The organism is Acinetobacter sp. YH16038 (assembly GCF_013417275.1).
GTDB lineage: Bacteria > Pseudomonadota > Gammaproteobacteria > Pseudomonadales > Moraxellaceae > Acinetobacter.
The window spans coordinates 17,979-37,482 of record NZ_VPEG01000016.1; the positions used below are offsets into that span (position 1 = coordinate 17,979).

Sequence of the window (19,504 nt, forward strand, 5' to 3'; positions counted from 1 at the left end):
TACGCACTCTTGAAAAAAAGTGTACTGGCAAGTACACTTTAGCGCAGACAGTTAACCGGTTGAATAACGGTTAAAAGGACAAGGATTTTTGGCATGCATTACTTGTTACTTATTGTCGGAATTTTATTTTTAATTTTCAGTGTGTTATTTCTTGATATTGCAACTTTAAGCCAGTTAGATGTGTTTGCAATAGAATGGATTAGCGGCTATCGCACAGAATTTTTAAATCAAATTAATCAGTCCTTATCAGTGATAGGTGGCATGCCATTTGTATTATTTTTATCCACACTATGGTGTATTTTTCTACTGTGGTATAAAAAGTATGCAAGCGTAATTTTTATATGTATCGGAATTATCGGAGGAATTCTCCTAGGCTGGCTTTTAAAATTCAGTATTGCCCGACCTCGACCAGCAGAGTCTTTTCATCTGGTTGAAAGCTATGGAAGCTCCTTCCCGAGTGCCCATAGCGTCTATGCAGCCTGTCTCGGCTGTCTGGCAATATTCATATATCGGCAACATCCCCGACATACCATCATCTGGATGGGTGCAGGTGCATGGATGCTGATTATGGGTATTTCAAGAGTTTACCTAGGCGTACATTTTCCTTCAGATGTCATATCCGGCTGGAGTATAAGTTTTATTTGGATTTCGTTGTGGTATATGGTCTGGATCAGATATTGCACGGCTCACAAATAAAAAAATTTAGATAAGAATCCAATTGAGGTGGAACAATGATGTCTGCAAAGCTTTGGGCACCCGCCCTGACTGCTTGCGCATTAGCAACAAGTCTTGCACTTGTTGGTTGTAGCAAAGATCCTAAAGAGGGCCAGCAAGCTGGTGCTCAGCAGCAAATGCCACCGACTGAAGTCGGTATTCTTGTTGCACAGCCACAAAGTGTCGAGCAGTCTGTAGAGCTCTCAGGTCGTACAACAGCATTTGAGATTTCTGAAGTACGTCCACAGGCCAGTGGTGTGGTGCTTAAACGCTTATTCACTGAAGGTAGCTATGTCCGTGAAGGTCAGGCACTGTATGAAATCGATTCAAGCACTAATCGCACTACTGTCGATAATGCTCGTGCTGCGATTGCCCGTGCTGAAGCGAATCTAGGTGTATTGCGTGTTAAAGAAGGCCGTTACCGTCAACTGGTCGGTACCAATGCCATTTCTAAACAGGAATACGATGACATCGCAGCACAGGTCAAACTGGCTGAAGCTGATTTGAATGCCAACCGTGCAACTTTACGTAATGCTGAAATCAACCTGGGCTATTCAACCGTACGTGCACCGATTTCTGGTCAAACTAACCGTTCTTCGATTACGGCGGGTGCGTTAGTGACTGCAAATCAGACAGAACCACTGGTTACGATTCAGCGCCTAGATCCAATCTATGTAGATATCAACCAATCCAGTGCTGAACTGCTGCGCCTGCGTCAACAGCTAAGCAAAGGCAACCTCAACAGCTCAAACAACACCAAAGTGAAGTTAAAGCTTGAAGATGGCAGCATCTACCCTGTCGAAGGCCGTCTTGCATTCTCGGATGCCAGCGTGAACCCTGAAACAGGTACTGTGACTTTACGTGCAGTATTCCCGAACAAAAACCATTTACTTCTGCCAGGTATGTTTGCCACAGCGCAAATCGTACAAGGCGAAATTCCAAATGCCTTCCTGATTCCACAAGCAGCGTTAACCCGTACACCTACGGGTCAGGCTATGGCGATGCTGGTGGGTGCTGATAATAAAGTGACTCCACGTCCAGTAACGACAGTCGGGACTCAAGGCAGCAACTGGATCGTAACCGAAGGTTTGAATCCGGGTGATAAAGTGATTGTTGACGGTATTGCTAAGGTAAAACCTGAACAGCAAGTGGTGCCTAAACCTTATCAACCTCAAGCGGCTGCCCCACAAGGTGCTGCTCAACCAGCTGCACAGCAACCTGCAGCAGATGCAAAAAAGGCAGATGATGCAAAGAAACAACCTGAACAAAAACCTGCTGCAAATGCATAAGGAGTAATGGTTCATGGCTCAATTCTTTATCCATCGCCCGATTTTTGCATGGGTGATTGCATTGGTAATTATGCTGGCGGGTATTTTGACCATCAGCAAAATGCCAATTGCTCAATATCCGACGATCGCGCCACCGACAGTCACCATTTCTGCGACTTATCCGGGTGCATCTGCAGCGACTGTAGAAAATACAGTAACGCAGATCATCGAGCAGCAGATGAACGGTCTGGATGGCTTGCGTTATATTTCTTCGAACAGTGCCGGTAACGGTCAGGCATCCATCGCCTTAAACTTTGAACAGGGTGTCGATCCTGATATCGCACAGGTACAGGTACAAAACAAGTTACAGTCAGCGACTGCACTTTTGCCTGATGATGTACAACGTCAGGGTGTACGTGTTACCAAATCTGGTGCCAGCTTCCTTCAGGTATTAGCTTTCTATTCGCCTGATGGCAGCCTGACTGCAGATGACATTAAAGACTATGTGAACTCAAATATTTCTGAACCTTTAAGCCGTGTGGCCGGGGTTGGTGAAGTTCAGGTCTTTGGTGGTTCTTATGCAATGCGTATCTGGCTGGATCCAGCCAAAATGGCTAGTCTGCAAGTGACTCCAAGTGATGTGGCTCAGGCAATCCGTACCCAGAACGCTCAGGTGGCTGTCGGTCAATTAGGTGGTGCGCCACAGATTGAAGGTCAGGTGCTGAATGCGACGGTGAATGCGCAAAGTCTGCTGCAAACACCTGAACAGTTCGAAAACATCTTCTTGAAAAATACCACTTCAGGTGCTCAAGTCCGTCTGGGCGATGTCGCACGTGTAGAACTGGGTGCAGACAACTACCAGTTTGATTCTAAATTCAACGGTAAACCGGCTGGCGGTGTTGCGATTAAACTTGCAACTGGCGCCAATGCGCTGGATACCGCTGAAGCAGTTGAAGAGCGTTTAAAACAGTTACGTCCGAACTATCCTCAAGGGATGGTGGATACACTGGCATTTGATACCACACCATTCATTCAGTTATCGATTGAATCGGTGGTTCATACTCTCATTGAAGCGGTCATTCTGGTCTTCATCGTAATGTTCTTGTTCTTGCAGAACTGGCGTGCAACGATTATTCCAACTATGGCCGTTCCAGTGGTTGTACTGGGTACTTTTGCAATCATTAATATCTTCGGCTTCTCGATCAACACCTTAACCATGTTTGCGATGGTACTGGCGATTGGTCTGCTGGTCGATGATGCGATCGTTGTGGTCGAAAACGTTGAACGTGTCATGGCTGAAGAGCATCTTGATCCTGTGAGCGCGACTGAAAAGTCGATGAAACAGATCTCTGGTGCGCTGATCGGTATTACCTCTGTACTGTCTGCAGTATTCGTACCAATGGCATTCTTTGGTGGTTCTACAGGGGTTATCTATCGCCAGTTCTCAATCACGCTGGTCACAGCAATGGTTCTATCTCTGGTGGTGGCCTTAACCTTTACCCCTGCCCTGTGTGCGACCATTCTGAAACAGCATGATCCGAACAAGCCGCAAAGCAACAACCCGGCTGCGCGTTTCTTCCGCTGGTTTAACCATAGCTTTGACCGCGTTTCTGTGAAATATCAGGGCGGTGTCAATCGTATGACCCACCACAAGATTTTCTCCGGTATCATCTATGCGGTGGTGATCGGGATTATTGTGCTGATCTTCCAGAAACTGCCTTCTTCATTCTTACCTGATGAGGACCAAGGTGTCGTGATGACGCTGGTACAGTTGCCACCAAATGCAACCTTGGAACGTACCGATAAAGTCATCAATACCATGACAGGCTACTTCCTGGAAAATGAAAAAGATCATGTCCAATCTGTCTTCAGTGTGGCTGGTTTCTCATTCACAGGTGTAGGCCAAAACGCTGGTCTGGCATTTATCAAATTGAAAGACTGGTCTGAACGTACCACACCAGAATCACAGGTCGGTGCAATTATCCAGCGTGGTATGGCACTGAACATGATTGTGAAAGATGCGTCTTACATCATGCCATTACAATTGCCAGCAATGCCTGAACTGGGTGTATCTGCCGGCTTTAATATGCAGTTAAAAGCAGCAAGTGGTCAAAGCCATGAGCAACTTTTAGCAGCGCGTAATACTGTTCTGGGTCTGGCTGCACAAGACAAACGTCTTGCAGGTGTTCGTCCAAATGGTCAGGAAGATAACCCGCAGTACCGTGTGATTGTCGATCATGCACAAGCCGGTGCTTTAGGTGTCAGCATTTCTGAAATTAACAGCACCATGAGCATGGCGTGGGGTGGTTCGTACATTAACGACTTCCTTGACCGTGGTCGTGTGAAAAAAGTGTACGTTCAGGGTGAAGCCAGCTCTCGTATGATGCCGGAAGACCTGAACCAGTGGTATGTTCGTAACAACCGTGGCGAAATGGTTCCGTTCTCGGCATTCGCAACCGGCGAATGGACCTATGGTTCGCCTCGTCTGGAACGCTATAACGGCGTATCTGCGATGAACATTCAGGGTACACCAGCACCGGGTGTGAGCTCAGGTGATGCAATGCGCGCAATGGAAGAAATCATTGCCAAGCTTCCTGAAATGGGCATGCAAGGTTTCGACTATGAATGGACTGGTCTGTCTCTGGAAGAACGTGAGTCTGGCGCACAAGCACCATTCTTGTACGCGCTTTCACTGTTGATCGTGTTCCTGTGTCTGGCTGCATTGTATGAAAGCTGGTCAATTCCATTCTCGGTTCTTCTGGTTGTACCACTAGGTATCGTGGGTGCATTACTATTGACCTTTGGCGGTATGATTCTGTTTAAAGACCCGAACCTGTCGAATAACATCTACTTCCAGGTAGCGATTATCGCCGTAATTGGTCTTTCTGCGAAAAATGCAATCTTGATTGTGGAATTCGCCAAAGAGCTGCAGGAACAAGGCGAAGAGTTGTTTGATGCAACCTTGCATGCGGCAAAAATGCGTTTACGTCCAATTATCATGACCACCCTTGCCTTCGGTTTTGGTGTACTTCCACTAGCACTTGCTTCAGGTGCCGGTGCGGGTAGCCAGCACTCTGTCGGTTACGGTGTCCTCGGGGGTGTAATCAGTTCGACGCTTTTAGGTATCTTCTTTATTCCTGTATTCTACGTGTGGATTCGAAGTATCTTTAAATACAAACCAAAACAACAAAATCAGGAGTACTAGTCGTAATGCAAAATATATGGTCTATTACAGGTCGTAGCATTGCGGTATCTGCCCTCGCGCTTGCTTTGACTGCATGTCAAAGCATGCGTGGCCCAGAGCCCGTTGCAGAGGCAAATATCCCAAGCAGTTATACCAATGCTTCAGGTACTTCTGTAGCAGAACAGGGTTATAAAGAATTCTTTGCTGACCAGCGCCTGTTACAGGTACTGGACTTGGCATTGACCAATAACCGTGATTTGCGTACTGCCGCATTAAACATTCAGCGTGCCCAACAGGCTTATCAGATTTCTGAAAATGACCGCCTGCCAACCATTGGTGCGAGCGGCAGCGTGTTACGTCAGGATACTGGCAGTAACAACCCGCAAAGCCGTGGCGCTGTAACGACTTATAATGTCGGTCTAGGCGTAACTGCATTTGAGCTGGATTTCTGGGGTCGTGTGCGCAGCTTGCGTGACAATGCACTGGATACTTATCTGGCGACTCAAAGTGCGCGTGATGCGACTCAGATTTCTCTGATCGGTCAGGTGGCCCAAGCATGGCTGAGTTACTCATTTGCCAATGCCAATCTGGCGCTGGCTGAGCAAACGCTGAAAGCCCAGCTTGAATCCTATAACCTAAACAAGAAACGTTTTGATGTGGGAATCGATAGCGAACTTCCAGTACGTCAGGCGCAAATTTCTGTTGAAACTGCGCGTAATGATGTTGCCAACTATCGCACCCAGGTGGCTCAGGCACAAAACCTACTAAACCTGCTTGTGGGTCAACCTGTACCGGCTAACCTGTTACCGGCACAACGTGTTACCCGCATTACCTCTAATGCAGCACTAGGTGCTGGCTTACCAAGTGACCTACTGATTAACCGTCCGGATGTACGTGCAGCTGAATACCGTCTGTCTGCGGCAGGTGCCAATATTGGGGCTGCCCGTGCACGTCTGTACCCAACGATCAGTCTGACGGGTTCTGCAGGTTTTGCATCTGCGGATCTGGGTGATCTGTTCAAATCTGGCAGTTTTGCGTGGTCTATAGGCCCAAGTCTGGATATTCCAATTTTCGATTGGGGTACACGTCAGGCCAATATTCGTATTTCTGAAACAGATCAGCAAATTGCGCTGTCAGATTATGAAAAATCAATTCAGACTGCATTCCGCGAAGTGAATGATGCCCTGGCGGTACGACAGAACATTGGTGACCGTATTGCTGCTCAACGCCGTCTGGTCGATGCAACCAATACCACTTACCGTCTGTCTCTAGCACGTTTCCGTGCCGGTATTGACAGCTATCTGACTGTACTGGATGCACAACGTGCTTCATATGCAGCAGAACAAGGTTTGTTATTACTTGAACAAGCGAATCTGAACAGCCAGGTTGAACTGTACAAGAGTCTTGGTGGTGGTTTGAAAGTTAACACTTCAGACACCGTACCGTATCGCCCGTCTGTGACCGAACAGCGTCGTGCCGAACAGGCAAAATAAGCTTAATCTCTTTTTCAGAAAAGCTCACTTCGGTGGGCTTTTTTTATACGTTGGTCCAATAGCCGATATATTTTATTTAATCAAGAAATCTGTATACTCAATTGGATGAGACTTAACACTTTATAAAATGTAAATCGATGAAAAAAATATTGTTATCTGCCTTGGTAAGTTCAATTTTCTTAACCGCATGCCAACAAAAAAATACAGTAGATTCAAAACCTGAACCAACAGCAGAAACCGTCGCTGAAAAAGAAAGCTTACCGTTGATTAAGGCTAAAACTGAACGTGTACAGCTCAGTAAAAATGAAGTATGCCATCCAGCCAGTGAGGATGAGTTTGCCAGTTGCACTAAATATCATCTGCAAACAGTGAAAACGAATGTAAATTGGTTAAACCAATATTTTTTGGAGCGTTTACAAAAAGACCATGCTGAAGCTTTCGACAAATCACCTGCTGTAGAGGTCACTCTTGATCCTGAAATGCCATCAACCAACTACAGTACCACTGCTGTACGTTATATCGGTCAGCATTACAATATCGCAAACTTTACATACTTTTCCGAATATTACCCAGCAGGCGCTGCACATGGTATGCATCATAGTGACTACGTTATTTTTGATCTCAATACCAAGCAGCGTTTAAGCCTGAATGATATTTTGGCACCTGCAAGCAAAGAAAAACTCAAAACTGAACTTTACGAACATAATCGTGAGTGGCTTGAACAACATCATATTGAGCAAAATGCATTTGAAGTAAGTGATAATTTCTATTTCAATGCCAATGGAATTGTATTTGTCTATCCATTGTATGAATTGGCTTCTTATGCAGAAGGTATTACTGAACTTGAACTTCCCTATTGGTCAGCTCAAGGGGTGATCCAAACAAAGTATTTACCCCAGCTGCCTGAGTCATCTGAAGAAATTTATAATGACTAAACTATCTATTTTAAGTGTAATAATAATCAAAGTATTTTTTCTAATTTAGGGATATGAATGTTACTCAGCAATCTGGAATCTGTACCGGGACATACCATTCGCCAGCAAATCGATGTGGTCTATGGCAGTACTGTGCGCAGTAAGCATGTTGGACGTGATTTACTGGCCGGCCTGAAAAATATTGTCGGTGGCGAGTTGACCGCTTATACCGAATTACTGGAAGAATCCCGTCAGGAAGCCATGAACCGGATGATTGAAAAAGCTCGCAGTATGGGTGCCAATGCGATTGTGGGTATTCGTTTTTCTACCTCAAATATTGCCCAAGGTGCTTCTGAACTGTTTGTTTATGGCACAGCAGTCATCGTTGATCCGGTCATGCCTAAACTGCCTGATCCATTTCCACAGGCGAACTAATGCATGGACGGATTGATTATACAGATTGTCATTTTTGCCATTCTGTTCAGCGTGGGTTTCGGTTTTGGTCGCTATAACGAGCGCAAGCATCTGCAATATCTGGATGAGCAGGAACAGCGTTTAGCTTATATCCGGGTCAATAATAGCCGTTTTAACGAATCTACATTCCCCGGTCATATGATCAGCAGCAATGTGGTCATTTCACATGATTACTTTAAATATGCGATTGCTAATGTGCAAAACATGTTAGGTGGTCGTTTGACCAGTTATGAGAGTGTCGTTGAACGGGCACGACGTGAAGCTATAGTACGGTTAAAACTGGAAGCAGAAAAAATGGGCGCTGACCAGATTATGGGAATCCGCCTCAGTACGACTGAACTTGGCATGCAAGGCGGTATGGTTGAAGTCTTTGCTTATGGCACTGCAATTCAGACCAAGTAATTATGCTTCTGCAAGCTTCTCTACAAATAGAATTCCATTCAGGTGGTCAATTTCGTGCTGTACAATTCGTGCCGGAAAGCCTTTGAACACTTGAACCATTTCATTTCCCTCTAACGTAAAATAACGTACCTGAATCTCTTCTGCTCGAACTACCCTCCCTCTTTGCTCGGGCACACTTAAACAGCCTTCCTCACCCAATACTTGTGTAGCTGAAGTACTGATAATCTCCGGATTGATCATGGTCACAGCTTCCATATACGGCGCGTCTGGATAACGTAAATTGGGCCGTGATGCGACAATAATAATGCGTTTAGAGACATAAACCTGCGGTGCTGCAATGCCCACGCCCTGACGTTGTTGCATGGTCTCCATCAAGGCGCTGTTAAATTGCCGCAACCAGTCACTGTCAAATTCAGCCTGTGTGACCGGACTGGCAATTAAGGTCAAAATGGTCTCGCCTTGCTGCGCCACCGCCAAGGTATTTGTCATCACGTTATCCTGCAATTTTTCATCCAACTCTATCTTAGAGAGAAAATTACAGAATGAACATCATACTAAAATGAATAAATACGTCTAAAAAAGATAAGCTGGGTTTTAAGTAATATGTCGAAATCCAGCTTATTTTTGCCTTAAAAACTTCACCTGAAAGGAAAATAATTAATCAAAATATTCCAAATAATTTCGTTCGTTCAAATTTTAATAACTTTTAGTTTAGATTAAACAAAGAAAGATTGATTATTCAAGAAAATAACCCTTCTTTAAAATCAGCATTCAAGTCATGGATATTAAATAATGGAACGACCACATGAATGCACAACCCTATCTGAGCCGTGCTGATAAACGCACCCTCGGACTATCGTCCCTAGGTGGCGCACTGGAATTCTACGATTTTGTCATTTATGTGTTCTACGCCAAACTAATTTCCGAACTGTTCTTTCCAAGTACCCTGAGTCCATTTTGGGCCATGCTGAATACCTATGGCATCTTTGCCGCAGGCTATTTCTTCCGCCCACTCGGTGGTGTGGTGATGGCACATTTTGGGGATCTGATCGGTCGTAAACGTCTATTCAGTCTATCCATCTTGCTGATGGCGCTACCGACCCTCATGATCGGGATCATGCCAACCTTTGAAAGTATTGGTTATGCTGCACCATTACTGCTGCTATTGATGCGTGTTATTCAAGGTATTGCGATTGGCGGTGAAATTCCGGCTGCCTGGACCTTTGTGTCAGAGCATGTGCCAGAACGCCGGATTGGGATTGCCAATGGTTTGCTGACTGCCGGCCTATCGCTCGGGATTCTACTTGGTGCCCTAATGTCGCTATTTATTTCACTTCAGTTCACTGAAGCGGAAATCAAAGACTGGGCTTGGCGCGTTCCTTTCATTCTGGGTGGGATTTTCGGTTTTGTGGCACTGTACCTGCGCAGTTATTTGAAAGAAACTCCAGTCTTTAAAGCCATGCAGGCGAAAAAAGAACTGGCGAAAGAATTACCGGTCAAACAGGTACTATTAAGCCACAAAACTGCTGTAGGCATCGGGATGTTATTTACCTGGTTCCTGACCGGCTGTGTGGTGGTCTTGATTCTGGCGATGCCGAATTTACTGGTGGCCAGTTTTGGCTTCGAACGTGCTGATGCATTCAAGATGCAAAGTGCTGCAATCCTGATGCAAATGCTCGGCTGCATTATCGCTGGTGTACTGGCTGACCGTTTCGGTGCAGGCAAGGTCATTTTACTTGGCTCTATTTTTGTCGCGGCAATGGCCGGGATTTTTTATCACAGTCTGGGTCATGTTGAAGCGTCAACGGTGTTCATGCTTTACATGTTGCTCGGTCTAAGCTCAGGAACCGTGGGCATGGTGTCCTATAGCATGGTGAAAATGTTCCCGGCACAAATCCGTTTCAGCGGAATTTCATTTTCCTATAATCTGGCCTATGCGATTGCAGGTGGAATCACCTTGCCACTGGTGCAATGGTTGAGCCTGTATAGCAATATTGGTGCCCTGTACTATATCTGGACTGTGTGTCTAGTGACCCTATTCACTGCCCTGCTTTACCGCAGCAAATTTGAAAAAACAGCCTAAAATAAAAAAGAGCCTGACTCACAGGCTCTTTTTCTAATCGTAAAAATACGAGCTTAAGCTGTCAGATTCTTGCGTAGCTCATCTTCCACGATGCTGATCTCGATCTCACTGAATTTACGGATTTCACCTTCGGCATGTTTTTCCAGCATGCCACCGACCAAAGGCACTTTCACATTCACCGTCCAGTTTAACTGGAACTGGATCTGCTGTTCATCACCTGTAACGGCACGCTGACATTTGGCTTCAATCGGCAGATTGGCACCTAGTTCCACAACAGAAGTCATTTCTTCTAAATTGCTGACATCGGTACGTTGCAAGCGAAATGCATCTTTTAGCAGTTTTTTGGCAATATCTGGGATTTTGACATCCAGATTGTAGGCACGTTTCAGGGTATACAGGTGTCCCTGCTTTTCTGAAACCAGAATTTCCATATTTTGAGCAGGGATCCGATGACAAACCGCTTCATGCAAACTGATGTCATTTGCCAGACGTTTAAACTCATCAATCGAAACACCGCGAATAATTGCATTTACGGTAAACTGGTGGGCCATATCTATTTTCCTTATTTTTATTAGGGGTTATGGACTCAAATTAAGTCAAATGAATCATCTGACAGAGAAGATAAGCTATTTAAGTCAATTTTACATCGGCTGTCATTATTTTTTTATTGAGAAAAATTGGCGTTGAGGTCAATGTTTCCAGGCAATTTTTGCAGATATACAGGGTCCGCAGCTGAGTAAAAGCTGAACTTCACGATACTCAATAACCGCATGAAATTCTTCTGCACCATCATCCAGACCTGAAGCATACCAGACCGTGCCCGCAGGAAATTTCTTTAACCAGCTGGCCTTATAAAAATCAGAAACGGAATCAAACTGTAGATAGTGTTCCGGTTCGGCTTCAACCTGAGTCGCCAGAGCCATAAATTTCTGTAATTGTGCCTGATGAAAATCAATCAGCATGAGGCAGCCCTTCCGTTTGTATGAGGCGATTACATGCCATATAGGTAAGCATAGATGTCATTTACGACTCGTGAGTTTTGACATCATGGCTTAGATCAGATTAAAAATAATATAGATTCACCTCCCCTGATTCAATCCACGTATAAGGATATCCAGTATGCAACAAGGAAAAGTTCAGGTTGAAACCGTGCAGTTTCTGGCAGAAGATGGCTATACCTTAACCGGCAAGCTGTACCGCAGTGAATATGCCAAAGCCAATATTGTCATCGCCTGTGCGACAGGTGTTCCCCAAGCTTTTTACCGGCGCTTTGCCGATTATGCAGCACATGCAGGTTTTCAGGTACTGACTTTTGATTATCGCGGGGTGGCTGATTCTGCACCTAAACGGTTAAAGAATTTTAAGATGTCCTATCTGGACTGGGGACAATATGATCTCAGCGCTGCGATTGATTATCTCAGCCAAACCGGTCTGGATATTTATATGATTGGCCATTCCTATGGCGGACAGGCCTTGGGATTAAGCAAATATCATGATCGTATTGAAGCAATGTACTGCTTTGGCACTGGTGCTGGCTGGCATGGTTATATGCCTTTAACTGAAAGAATCAAGGTTCAGGTAATCTGGAATATTGTTTTTCCACCGATGGTGGCAGTGACAGGCTATTTGCCATGGAGCCGTTTAAATATGGGCGCTGACTTGCCACGTGATGTTTATCGTCAGTGGCGAAAATGGTGTAAAAATCCGACCTATTTCTTTGCCGATCCTGAATTGAAAGACCTGCATACCCATTATGCCGCGGTAAAAACACCTATTTATGCCGTAGCCGCGCTTGATGATGCCTGGGCCTTACCTGAATCCAGACAGGCTTTTATGCAACATTATCGTCAGGCTCCGTTGCATTATATCAATATTCAGGCAGCTGATTATGGACTCAAGCACATTGGACATATGGGTTATTTCCGTCAGGGCGCAGAACAGCTCTGGGATGAAGTGCTCACCAAGTTCAGCGAATTACATCAACTCAAATATGCAGCTTGATTTTAGTTTCTAGAGCATTTAAGCATTTAGCTGCTTAAGCATAACGTGCCTGTTGAATATCGGTTCTGATTTCCTGACGGTGTTCCTCGCCGAAACGGTCGACATGGGCATAAAATACTCCATAACGGCCGACATAATACTCCAGTGACTGGTCATAAAAATTCCAGAAAATTGACCATTCGCCTAAATCCATCTGACGGATTTGTGTACCGGTATGCATCGGCATCTTACGGAGCAGTTCCTGCTGTAACTGCTCTGCTTCATTGCGGTCCTGAATCTGAACCTGATGCTGGAAAAATAATTGCGCCACGTCATCAAACAGTTCCAGCTCATAGGCATCGACCACATGCAAGGTTTCCTGAGAATCAGATTGATTCTCTTCAGCATTCCTGGAAATCGGGTCCGCTTTTTTGACACGTTTACTCTTTACATAATGCTGGGTTTTATAGATTTTCATGCCGATAAACCAGGTCGCATAAATTATCAGGGCTAGACATGAAAAAATCAGGAATTTAAGAATCATTGATCATCTCGTGTGGTTAATTTTATTTTTATCACGGTCTGCCAATTCTTGATTTGGCGATCTTCTTTCAACTTAACACAAGTCTATTTTTTGTACAGCAAACATGAGGGTTTTTTTTAGATCTTTTCGGATTTTTTCTTCGGTTGAGTCTTATTTCCCAGTATTTAATTTGAAATGAAAATCTAGAATCTTGTTAAAAATTAGAATTAAACCAGAAGGCCAATATTGATCAAGATAAATAAATCAGACAAATCACTACAGAATCGATCATCAACTCTCGGTTTTTTAGCAAATGCACTCAAAAAGCTACACGATTGGTATTTGTTTTTCTGAGCATTTTCCTTCAAATAAAAGGTCCCTCTTTATGGTCGAGTAAATGAATAAAATTATGATTCGTGAAGGGAAGATTCAAGATATACCTCAAATAATTCAGGTCATCCACGACAGTATTCAATCCTGTATTTTGGATCATCAACGTGAAGACAGCGTGATCCAGCGCTGGCTGGAGCAGTTTAATCACGCCCAGTTAATTGTGGAAATGCTTTATAACGACTGCTGGGTGTATATTTTAAATGATCAGATTGTCGGCTTTTTGCTGGTCAGTGACACTGGAGAAATCCTGATGCACTATGTGGCTGCACGTTTCCAGCGACTCGGGTTTGGCACCCAGCTTTTTGATCAGATGCACAAATCCTTAGTGCGTAAAAATATCCATAAAATTAAAGTCCAATCGACTCAAACGGCTTTAAGTTATTATCAAAAAAATGGATTTTTCTCACCGAATTCTCAATCGGAAAATGAAGAAAATTATCATTTATATAAATACGCTTTTTAAAATTAAAAATTTTTCATGCCATTTTAAGTTGATCTCGCCCTGCCTGCTTAGCCGCATATAACTGTACATCTGCCGCTTTCATCAGTGCATGAATATCTGGATATGGATGTGTTTGATCCATCCAGGAAATGCCCATACTGACCGTGACATAGGATTTATCATCTGTGCGATTTAAATGTTCAAATTGCTGTTCGCGAATCTTGATTAAGACTTTTTCCAGAGATTGAAATGCTGCCTGGACAGGTACATCAGTAAGTAGAATCGCAAATTCTTCTCCACCATAACGGGCTAAATACGCGGATTCGGGTAGTACCGTCTGAATGACCTTGACCAGATTCTGTAAAATTTCATCTCCTTTTAAGTGCCCATAATAATCATTGTAGTTTTTAAAATAGTCGACATCGAGCATGGCAAAAATCAGTGTACTGTGTGGATGTTGCTGACAGTATAAAAACTGCTGCTGGATTTGGTCATTTAAAGCACGGCGGTTAAAGGCACCCGTCAAAGCATCAATATTCACCTGATGTTCGAGTTTGGCATTCAGTTCACGTAATTGCTCGGTACGTGCTTTGACTTTCTGATCGAGTGAATTATTTAACTCTTTCAGATTCATATTCAACTGCTCTGTCGCATAGGTTTGATGGGCATAATTTTGCGACTGCTGAAACATGATGATCACGGCATACAGACTGGTCGAGATAAAAGACAGATGCACACTTTCAATCACATTGATCAGCAATAAATAGTCATTTATAAAGGTCAGGCATAGAAAAATGACCGCATAGAGAGTCAAGCGCGAATAATTGTCTTTATGATGTAAAGTCTGATAAAAGCCATAGATAAAATTGACCACCACGACTATCCCGAAAATCGCACTATACAAGGCCAGACGTTGAAAATTTTCCGGATCGGTCAACAGGGTTACGACACAGTTCAGTAGTAAAAGTCCTGCGGCAACACTATAAATAAATCGATGCAAATAGCGCTGATTAAACAGGTACATATAACTGAGGAAAAATAGAATCGCCAGGAAAGTGAACAGATATTCTAGGCGTGTTCCCCATAGCCAACCGAGCTTAGTCACGATCGAATAGGCATACGGCGCTGCAAAAAAGTTATGCAGGGCCAGAAAAATAATGAACAAGCCAAAGATAAAAATACTTTTGCTATTGCGTTCTGTTGATCCCCTAAACATTGAAAAAAGAATCGTAAAAAAACCCACCCCAAGCACCAGTCCACAGACTATACTGATGCTCATCATAAGCTGCTGATACTGACGGTTAATAGTTCCGGCTGTTCCAATGCGTATAGGCTGTTCAATCCCGCCATGCAGATGGGTATAGTTTGAGGCCTGAATACTCATGGTGAAATATTCACTCTCAGGAACAAAATAACCGATTCGAGGAGCCCTTTCATTTCTCTGCTCTTCCGCTGTTTTCGCAATTTCCCCATGGCGCAGAATAAATTTTCCATCGATATAGATTCGATAGGCACCATATTCAGCCGGAATATGCACGGCGATCCGACGTCCGATAAATTCTGATGGAATTTTGAAATGTCCGATAAAGGTTCCATAGCCAATATTTGAACCGGTCAGGTCTTTAAATGAAGCGGGTAATTGAACCTCTTGCGGAGTAAGTACGGAACTTGGTTCAGTAATAAACTGGTTTGGATAAAACTGCCAATTTTGGGGCAATTGGCTACTATGATCTTCAGTAAAGTGAATTTCGGAAATATGCGGTTGACTGTGCTGCGTGACAGAGGAAGATTCAAGAGATGCCTGGGCGAAAACTGGAATCATCACTAATAGGACCCAGCTAATACTCCAAATCAATATTACAGAATAGACATTCCTTATCACGTTTTGCAAAGACAGTATTTTCCTGAAAAGTGCTTTATTCTTCTTATAATCTACGTCGAATAACAGAGAGTGCAAAGCTTTTTTTGTAGCTCATCGGATGAAGTCCATCTAGCTATGACTTCACCCGTTCAACATTCACTCATCACAATGAATGAAGCTTATTTCAGTGAATCAATCACGTGTTTTAACATCATACAGTTCGATTTCAAAAATCAGGTTTGAATTGGCCGGGATGATATTCCCCATTTTACGTTCACCATAAGCCAAATGAGCAGGCACAATTAGTTTACGCTTACCGCCCACTTTCATACCGATAATCCCTTGATCCCAGCCCTTGATCACACGGCCAGTGCCAATCACGGTTTCAAAATAGTTACCACGATCCAGTGATGAATCAAACTTGGTTCCATCTTCCAGCCAGCCAGTGTAATGCGTGGTAATCAGTGCACCTTTTACCGCTTCTTTACCTTCACCCACCACCAGGTCAATAATTTCTAGTTCTTTGGTCATCGCCAATATCCTTCATTTTGCAAATAGCCCTAGTATAAACACGATTAAGCCAAATTCCTCAGACTTTCACTCCAATGGATCAAAAGCTGAGTTCCTGAATCTTGTTATCCTGTAATAAATACTGGGTTAATTTCTGGTGATTTTTAGCCGAACCCATCAGGATCCAGCGGCCTGTGATCCGTCGGTCGATTTTTTGCTGGCTGGAATGAATGACTTTTAATTTGTATTGTTTAAACAGTTTTTCATAATGATCCGGCTCATGCTGCTCAAAAGGACAGACAATTTCGTAGTTACGTTCTTGATTCAGATGCTCAATCCCACGTTGCACATAGACCAATAGTACCAGCACCACCAGCACAATCACCGTTGCCCAGACACTTAACAGTTCATAGCCGGCACCGACTGCCATGCCCAGTGCAGCAGTCATCCAGATCGTGGTCGCAGTGGTAATACCAGAAATCCGGTTATCATCTTTTAAAATTACTCCGGCTCCCAGAAAACCCAGACCGGTTAAAACATTGGCTGCCAGACGGTCGGGGTTGGCGACGCCGATTTTTAAGGAAATAATAGTAAATAGACAGGAACTCAGACTGACCATGATCATGGTGCGCAGTCCGGCAGATTTACTGTGATATTCCCGTTCTGCCCCAATAACTGCACCAATCACGACTGCTAACAGCAAATCATAAAGTTCATGATACATGCTTCGTCCCTGGACCTTATTATTGTCTCCAGATATACGAAATATTGGGGCGAGGATACAAGTCGAAACTTGCATCCTTGTGAGTTGTTATTGTAACTTTTCCCATTCAATTACAGCTTGGGCCTGATCACCGATCAAGGTCCATTCGCCATCCATGACATTTAGTTGCAGCTGCATGGTACGTTCGCATAACTGTTGTACCGCTTCAGTGCTGGCAGTTGAAATTTTCCAGACCTCAACATTCGACAGCGTTTTCAGTTTGGAATTACGTTTATACCATTCATCAACTGAAGAACCATAAGCAACTACTGCGACCTGTTTGCAACGTGCACTGGCTTTTTTGACTTTATCTTCGTCAGGACAACCCACTTCGATCCATTTCAATAATTGGCCAGTCAGGTCTTTTTCCCACAGCGCTGGCTCATCAGTTTCAAACAGATCCTTGGTAAATTCAAGCGCCTCGCCAGCAAAACGTGCATAAGCCAAAACACGTACCATCAGACGTTCAATGGTTTCCGAAGGATGCAGCGCCATCGTCAACTGATAGTCTTCATAACGATGGGTATCCATATCGGCAACGTTCAAATCTGCCTTATAAATTGTCGCTTTTAACGCCATAATACAATCCTCAAATTTGGCGCCTAGCATATAAGATTTATTGCATTTTTGCTGAACAGATTTCATCTTATCCAGCTATTTTCAACACGCAGATTCGAAGTTATTTTTCCTGAACAATCCGGCATTGCATTAAGGCGGTTTCAAATTCCAGCCAGTCACGTGAGGTCTGGTAAATCACTTCTACCCGGTTATCAATGCCTTCTTCAGCAGACTGATAATTAAACTGATCAGGATTGAAATTAAAGCTTTTCCAGCCCTGATTGGTATTAAAAATCCCTTTGATTCTGAGCCAATCCTGCTGCTCACAAAGCAGATCCAGCAGATCATAAAAATCAAACTGCCAGCGTTTTGGCAATTTCCAACCTGCCACCTGATAGCCTTGTGCACTTTCAACATAATGATAAGGCAACTGATGTACGACAGCCGGCACCTCTCCCAACACTTGGCGCTGTTGCTTGAGCAGTGGCTGAATCTGACGTGAAGCACCCTGATAATCCTGTTTGATTTGCTCAATATCCAGCTGTCCGTTTTCTATCATCAGCCAGTGCTGGGCATATGGCTGATACTCAGACTTGAGTTCAGTTAAAGCAGCATGATCAGTTTCAGTCATCAAATCAGCATGGGAAATAACCACGATATTGGCAACTTTCAGCTGATCCGCATACAGGTTCTGATGCGTCCAGTCACGATCATGTAAACGTGAACCATCGACTACCGTGACCAGAGCCTGCATTTTCAAATGACTCTGCCAATGCGGTTCGGTGAGCTGTTCCAGCAGTTGCCCGGGATGTCCGAGTCCTGTAGGTTCAATAAATAGCCGGTCCGGTTTGGTTTCTGACAATAGCCGGGATAAAGCAATCTGCATTGGCAACTGACTGCTACAACATAAACAGCCGCCCAGCAATTCTTTTACTGCATAGCCCTGATCCTGAGGCAGTAATTGCTGGTCGACGCCAATCTGACCAAACTCATTCATCAGCACAGCCCAGACTTCCTGCTCCGGTTTCTGGCTCAGTAAATATTTTAATAAAGTGGTTTTACCAGCACCCAAGAATCCGGAAATGATGTGTACAGGAATAGGCTGCTGAGCGGCAAGAACTTTCAAAATTGATTCTCTCTCAAAGATAGAATTAGAATGAGTAAACCTGACTATTATAGAACACTGGACTCTTGCAAAAATGTTCATTCTTGGATGATTAGATTCTATTTATCTCGGTTCGAATAAAAATAATAGTCTGTATTAAGCACTTCTTAACCGTTAACTAGTTCACTTAAATGCTATATTTGAAATATTTACACACATTTCCAGCTAACAATATCCTATACATTTAACAGAAGAAAACAGATTTCCAATGATTGTATTTGCTTGGTTAACAGCTTCGTGCGGCTTTTGTTAATTGCTTTGCTCCATAAAATTTCCATGCTTAGGATGAATTCCTGCCGGATTGATGTGATGGTCATTCGGCAGTTTATAAATGTAATAAAAAGGATGCTCAACATGAAATATGCACAAATCTTACTTGCAACAACGCTTACTGCAGCCGCAGCTACCAGTTTTGCAGCAAACAATACCACTGACACGAAGACCACTGAGGAACAGAAAGTCACTGTGACAACTCAGGAACTTCCTGCAACGAATAATCCAAATCCGAATGTAACCACGGCTGGACCTGCTGACCAGCCTGCTGCGTCTGAAGCTGCTACAGAAGACAAAGATGGTAAAAAAACGACTAAGTCGACATCGACTCGCTAATCAGGTTTAAAGCAACATCTGGTATAGTAAATCTCCAGTAGGTTCAACCTATGCTGCCGGATGTAGACTGAGGCTGAATCATGCAACTGCGTGATTCAGCTTTTTTATACCTTATAGGCTATTCACTATAGCCAGAAATGATCATAGGATTCATTCATCTTATGAATA

20 protein-coding genes are annotated in these 19,504 nt (G+C 43.8%); 11 read left to right on the top strand and 9 right to left on the bottom strand.

Annotated elements, in window-relative coordinates; translation table 11 throughout:
* Positions 1-93 precede the first annotated feature (93 nt).
* The 7 genes from FTV34_RS08570 (at position 94) to FTV34_RS08600 (ending at position 8,449) form a co-directional block, all read left to right on the top strand.
* Positions 94-696 carry a phosphatase PAP2 family protein gene (locus FTV34_RS08570; protein ID WP_180052311.1) on the top strand — a complete coding sequence of 201 codons (603 nt, stop codon included), beginning with the start codon at positions 94-96 and terminating at the stop codon, positions 694-696.
* Positions 697-731: 35 nt separating this feature from the next.
* Positions 732-2,003 (top strand): efflux RND transporter periplasmic adaptor subunit, encoded by a 1,272-nt coding sequence (locus tag FTV34_RS08575; protein ID WP_166137622.1) that lies wholly within the window; start codon positions 732-734, stop codon positions 2,001-2,003.
* 13 nt (positions 2,004-2,016) lie between these two features.
* On the top strand, positions 2,017-5,187 hold the full coding sequence (locus tag FTV34_RS08580) for an efflux RND transporter permease subunit (RefSeq protein WP_180069926.1): 3,171 nt from the start codon (positions 2,017-2,019) through the stop codon (positions 5,185-5,187).
* 5 nt (positions 5,188-5,192) lie between these two features.
* Positions 5,193-6,659, top strand: coding sequence for a multidrug efflux RND transporter AdeIJK outer membrane channel subunit AdeK (adeK, locus tag FTV34_RS08585; protein WP_103799675.1), 1,467 nt, complete (start codon positions 5,193-5,195; stop codon positions 6,657-6,659).
* A gap of 137 nt (positions 6,660-6,796) precedes the next feature.
* A complete protein-coding gene (locus tag FTV34_RS08590; protein WP_159123400.1) occupies positions 6,797-7,594 on the top strand; it encodes an RsiV family protein in 798 nt (265 codons plus the stop codon).
* A gap of 57 nt (positions 7,595-7,651) precedes the next feature.
* On the top strand, positions 7,652-8,008 hold the full coding sequence (locus FTV34_RS08595; protein ID WP_103799673.1) for a YbjQ family protein: 357 nt from the start codon (positions 7,652-7,654) through the stop codon (positions 8,006-8,008).
* 3 nt (positions 8,009-8,011) lie between these two features.
* Positions 8,012-8,449 carry a YbjQ family protein gene (locus tag FTV34_RS08600; RefSeq protein WP_159123399.1) on the top strand — a complete coding sequence of 146 codons (438 nt, stop codon included), beginning with the start codon at positions 8,012-8,014 and terminating at the stop codon, positions 8,447-8,449.
* On the opposite strand, the gene def is transcribed toward FTV34_RS08600, so the two are convergent.
* Complete coding sequence (gene def / locus FTV34_RS08605; protein ID WP_180069928.1) at positions 8,450-8,938, bottom strand: peptide deformylase; 489 nt, start codon at positions 8,936-8,938, stop codon at positions 8,450-8,452.
* Between the two features lie 316 nt (positions 8,939-9,254).
* Here def and FTV34_RS08610 point away from each other — a divergent pair, with 316 nt between their 5' ends.
* A complete protein-coding gene (locus FTV34_RS08610) occupies positions 9,255-10,532 on the top strand; it encodes an MFS transporter (RefSeq protein WP_179992624.1) in 1,278 nt (425 codons plus the stop codon).
* Between the two features lie 53 nt (positions 10,533-10,585).
* On the opposite strand, the gene FTV34_RS08615 is transcribed toward FTV34_RS08610, so the two are convergent.
* Together FTV34_RS08615 and FTV34_RS08620 are read right to left on the bottom strand one after the other, a co-directional pair.
* Positions 10,586-11,083: a DUF2505 family protein gene (locus tag FTV34_RS08615; protein WP_159123396.1), complete on the bottom strand. Its 498-nt coding sequence runs from the start codon at positions 11,081-11,083 to the stop codon at positions 10,586-10,588.
* Positions 11,084-11,221: 138 nt separating this feature from the next.
* Positions 11,222-11,494: a hypothetical protein gene (locus FTV34_RS08620; RefSeq protein WP_004784921.1), complete on the bottom strand. Its 273-nt coding sequence runs from the start codon at positions 11,492-11,494 to the stop codon at positions 11,222-11,224.
* A gap of 157 nt (positions 11,495-11,651) precedes the next feature.
* On the opposite strand from FTV34_RS08620, the gene FTV34_RS08625 reads away from it, so the two are divergent.
* Positions 11,652-12,533: an alpha/beta fold hydrolase gene (locus FTV34_RS08625; RefSeq protein ID WP_180069930.1), complete on the top strand. Its 882-nt coding sequence runs from the start codon at positions 11,652-11,654 to the stop codon at positions 12,531-12,533.
* A gap of 34 nt (positions 12,534-12,567) precedes the next feature.
* On the opposite strand, the gene FTV34_RS08630 is transcribed toward FTV34_RS08625, so the two are convergent.
* On the bottom strand, positions 12,568-13,053 hold the full coding sequence (locus FTV34_RS08630) for a hypothetical protein (RefSeq protein WP_180069974.1): 486 nt from the start codon (positions 13,051-13,053) through the stop codon (positions 12,568-12,570).
* 379 nt (positions 13,054-13,432) lie between these two features.
* Between FTV34_RS08630 and FTV34_RS08635 the strand changes: the two genes are divergently transcribed.
* Positions 13,433-13,891: a GNAT family N-acetyltransferase gene (locus FTV34_RS08635; RefSeq protein ID WP_227607400.1), complete on the top strand. Its 459-nt coding sequence runs from the start codon at positions 13,433-13,435 to the stop codon at positions 13,889-13,891.
* Between the two features lie 13 nt (positions 13,892-13,904).
* Here the strand turns inward: FTV34_RS08635 and FTV34_RS08640 are convergent, their stop codons facing one another.
* The 5 genes from FTV34_RS08640 to FTV34_RS08660 form a co-directional block, all read right to left on the bottom strand.
* Positions 13,905-15,692, bottom strand: a complete 1,788-nt coding sequence (locus FTV34_RS08640) for a GGDEF domain-containing protein (protein WP_257226141.1) — start codon at positions 15,690-15,692, stop codon at positions 13,905-13,907.
* Between the two features lie 231 nt (positions 15,693-15,923).
* Entirely contained in the window at positions 15,924-16,262 is a 339-nt protein-coding gene (locus tag FTV34_RS08645; RefSeq protein WP_004814829.1) for an FKBP-type peptidyl-prolyl cis-trans isomerase, read from the bottom strand.
* Positions 16,263-16,341: 79 nt separating this feature from the next.
* A complete protein-coding gene (locus FTV34_RS08650) occupies positions 16,342-16,965 on the bottom strand; it encodes an MgtC/SapB family protein (RefSeq protein WP_004784935.1) in 624 nt (207 codons plus the stop codon).
* Between the two features lie 87 nt (positions 16,966-17,052).
* A complete protein-coding gene (locus FTV34_RS08655) occupies positions 17,053-17,583 on the bottom strand; it encodes a YaeQ family protein (protein WP_180014591.1) in 531 nt (176 codons plus the stop codon).
* A 100-nt stretch (positions 17,584-17,683) separates the two neighbouring features.
* Positions 17,684-18,688, bottom strand: a complete 1,005-nt coding sequence (locus FTV34_RS08660) for a GTP-binding protein (RefSeq protein WP_159123390.1) — start codon at positions 18,686-18,688, stop codon at positions 17,684-17,686.
* Between the two features lie 393 nt (positions 18,689-19,081).
* Between FTV34_RS08660 and FTV34_RS08665 the strand changes: the two genes are divergently transcribed.
* Complete coding sequence (locus tag FTV34_RS08665) at positions 19,082-19,336, top strand: hypothetical protein (RefSeq protein ID WP_034170131.1); 255 nt, start codon at positions 19,082-19,084, stop codon at positions 19,334-19,336.
* The last annotated feature ends 168 nt before the right edge of the window (positions 19,337-19,504 follow it).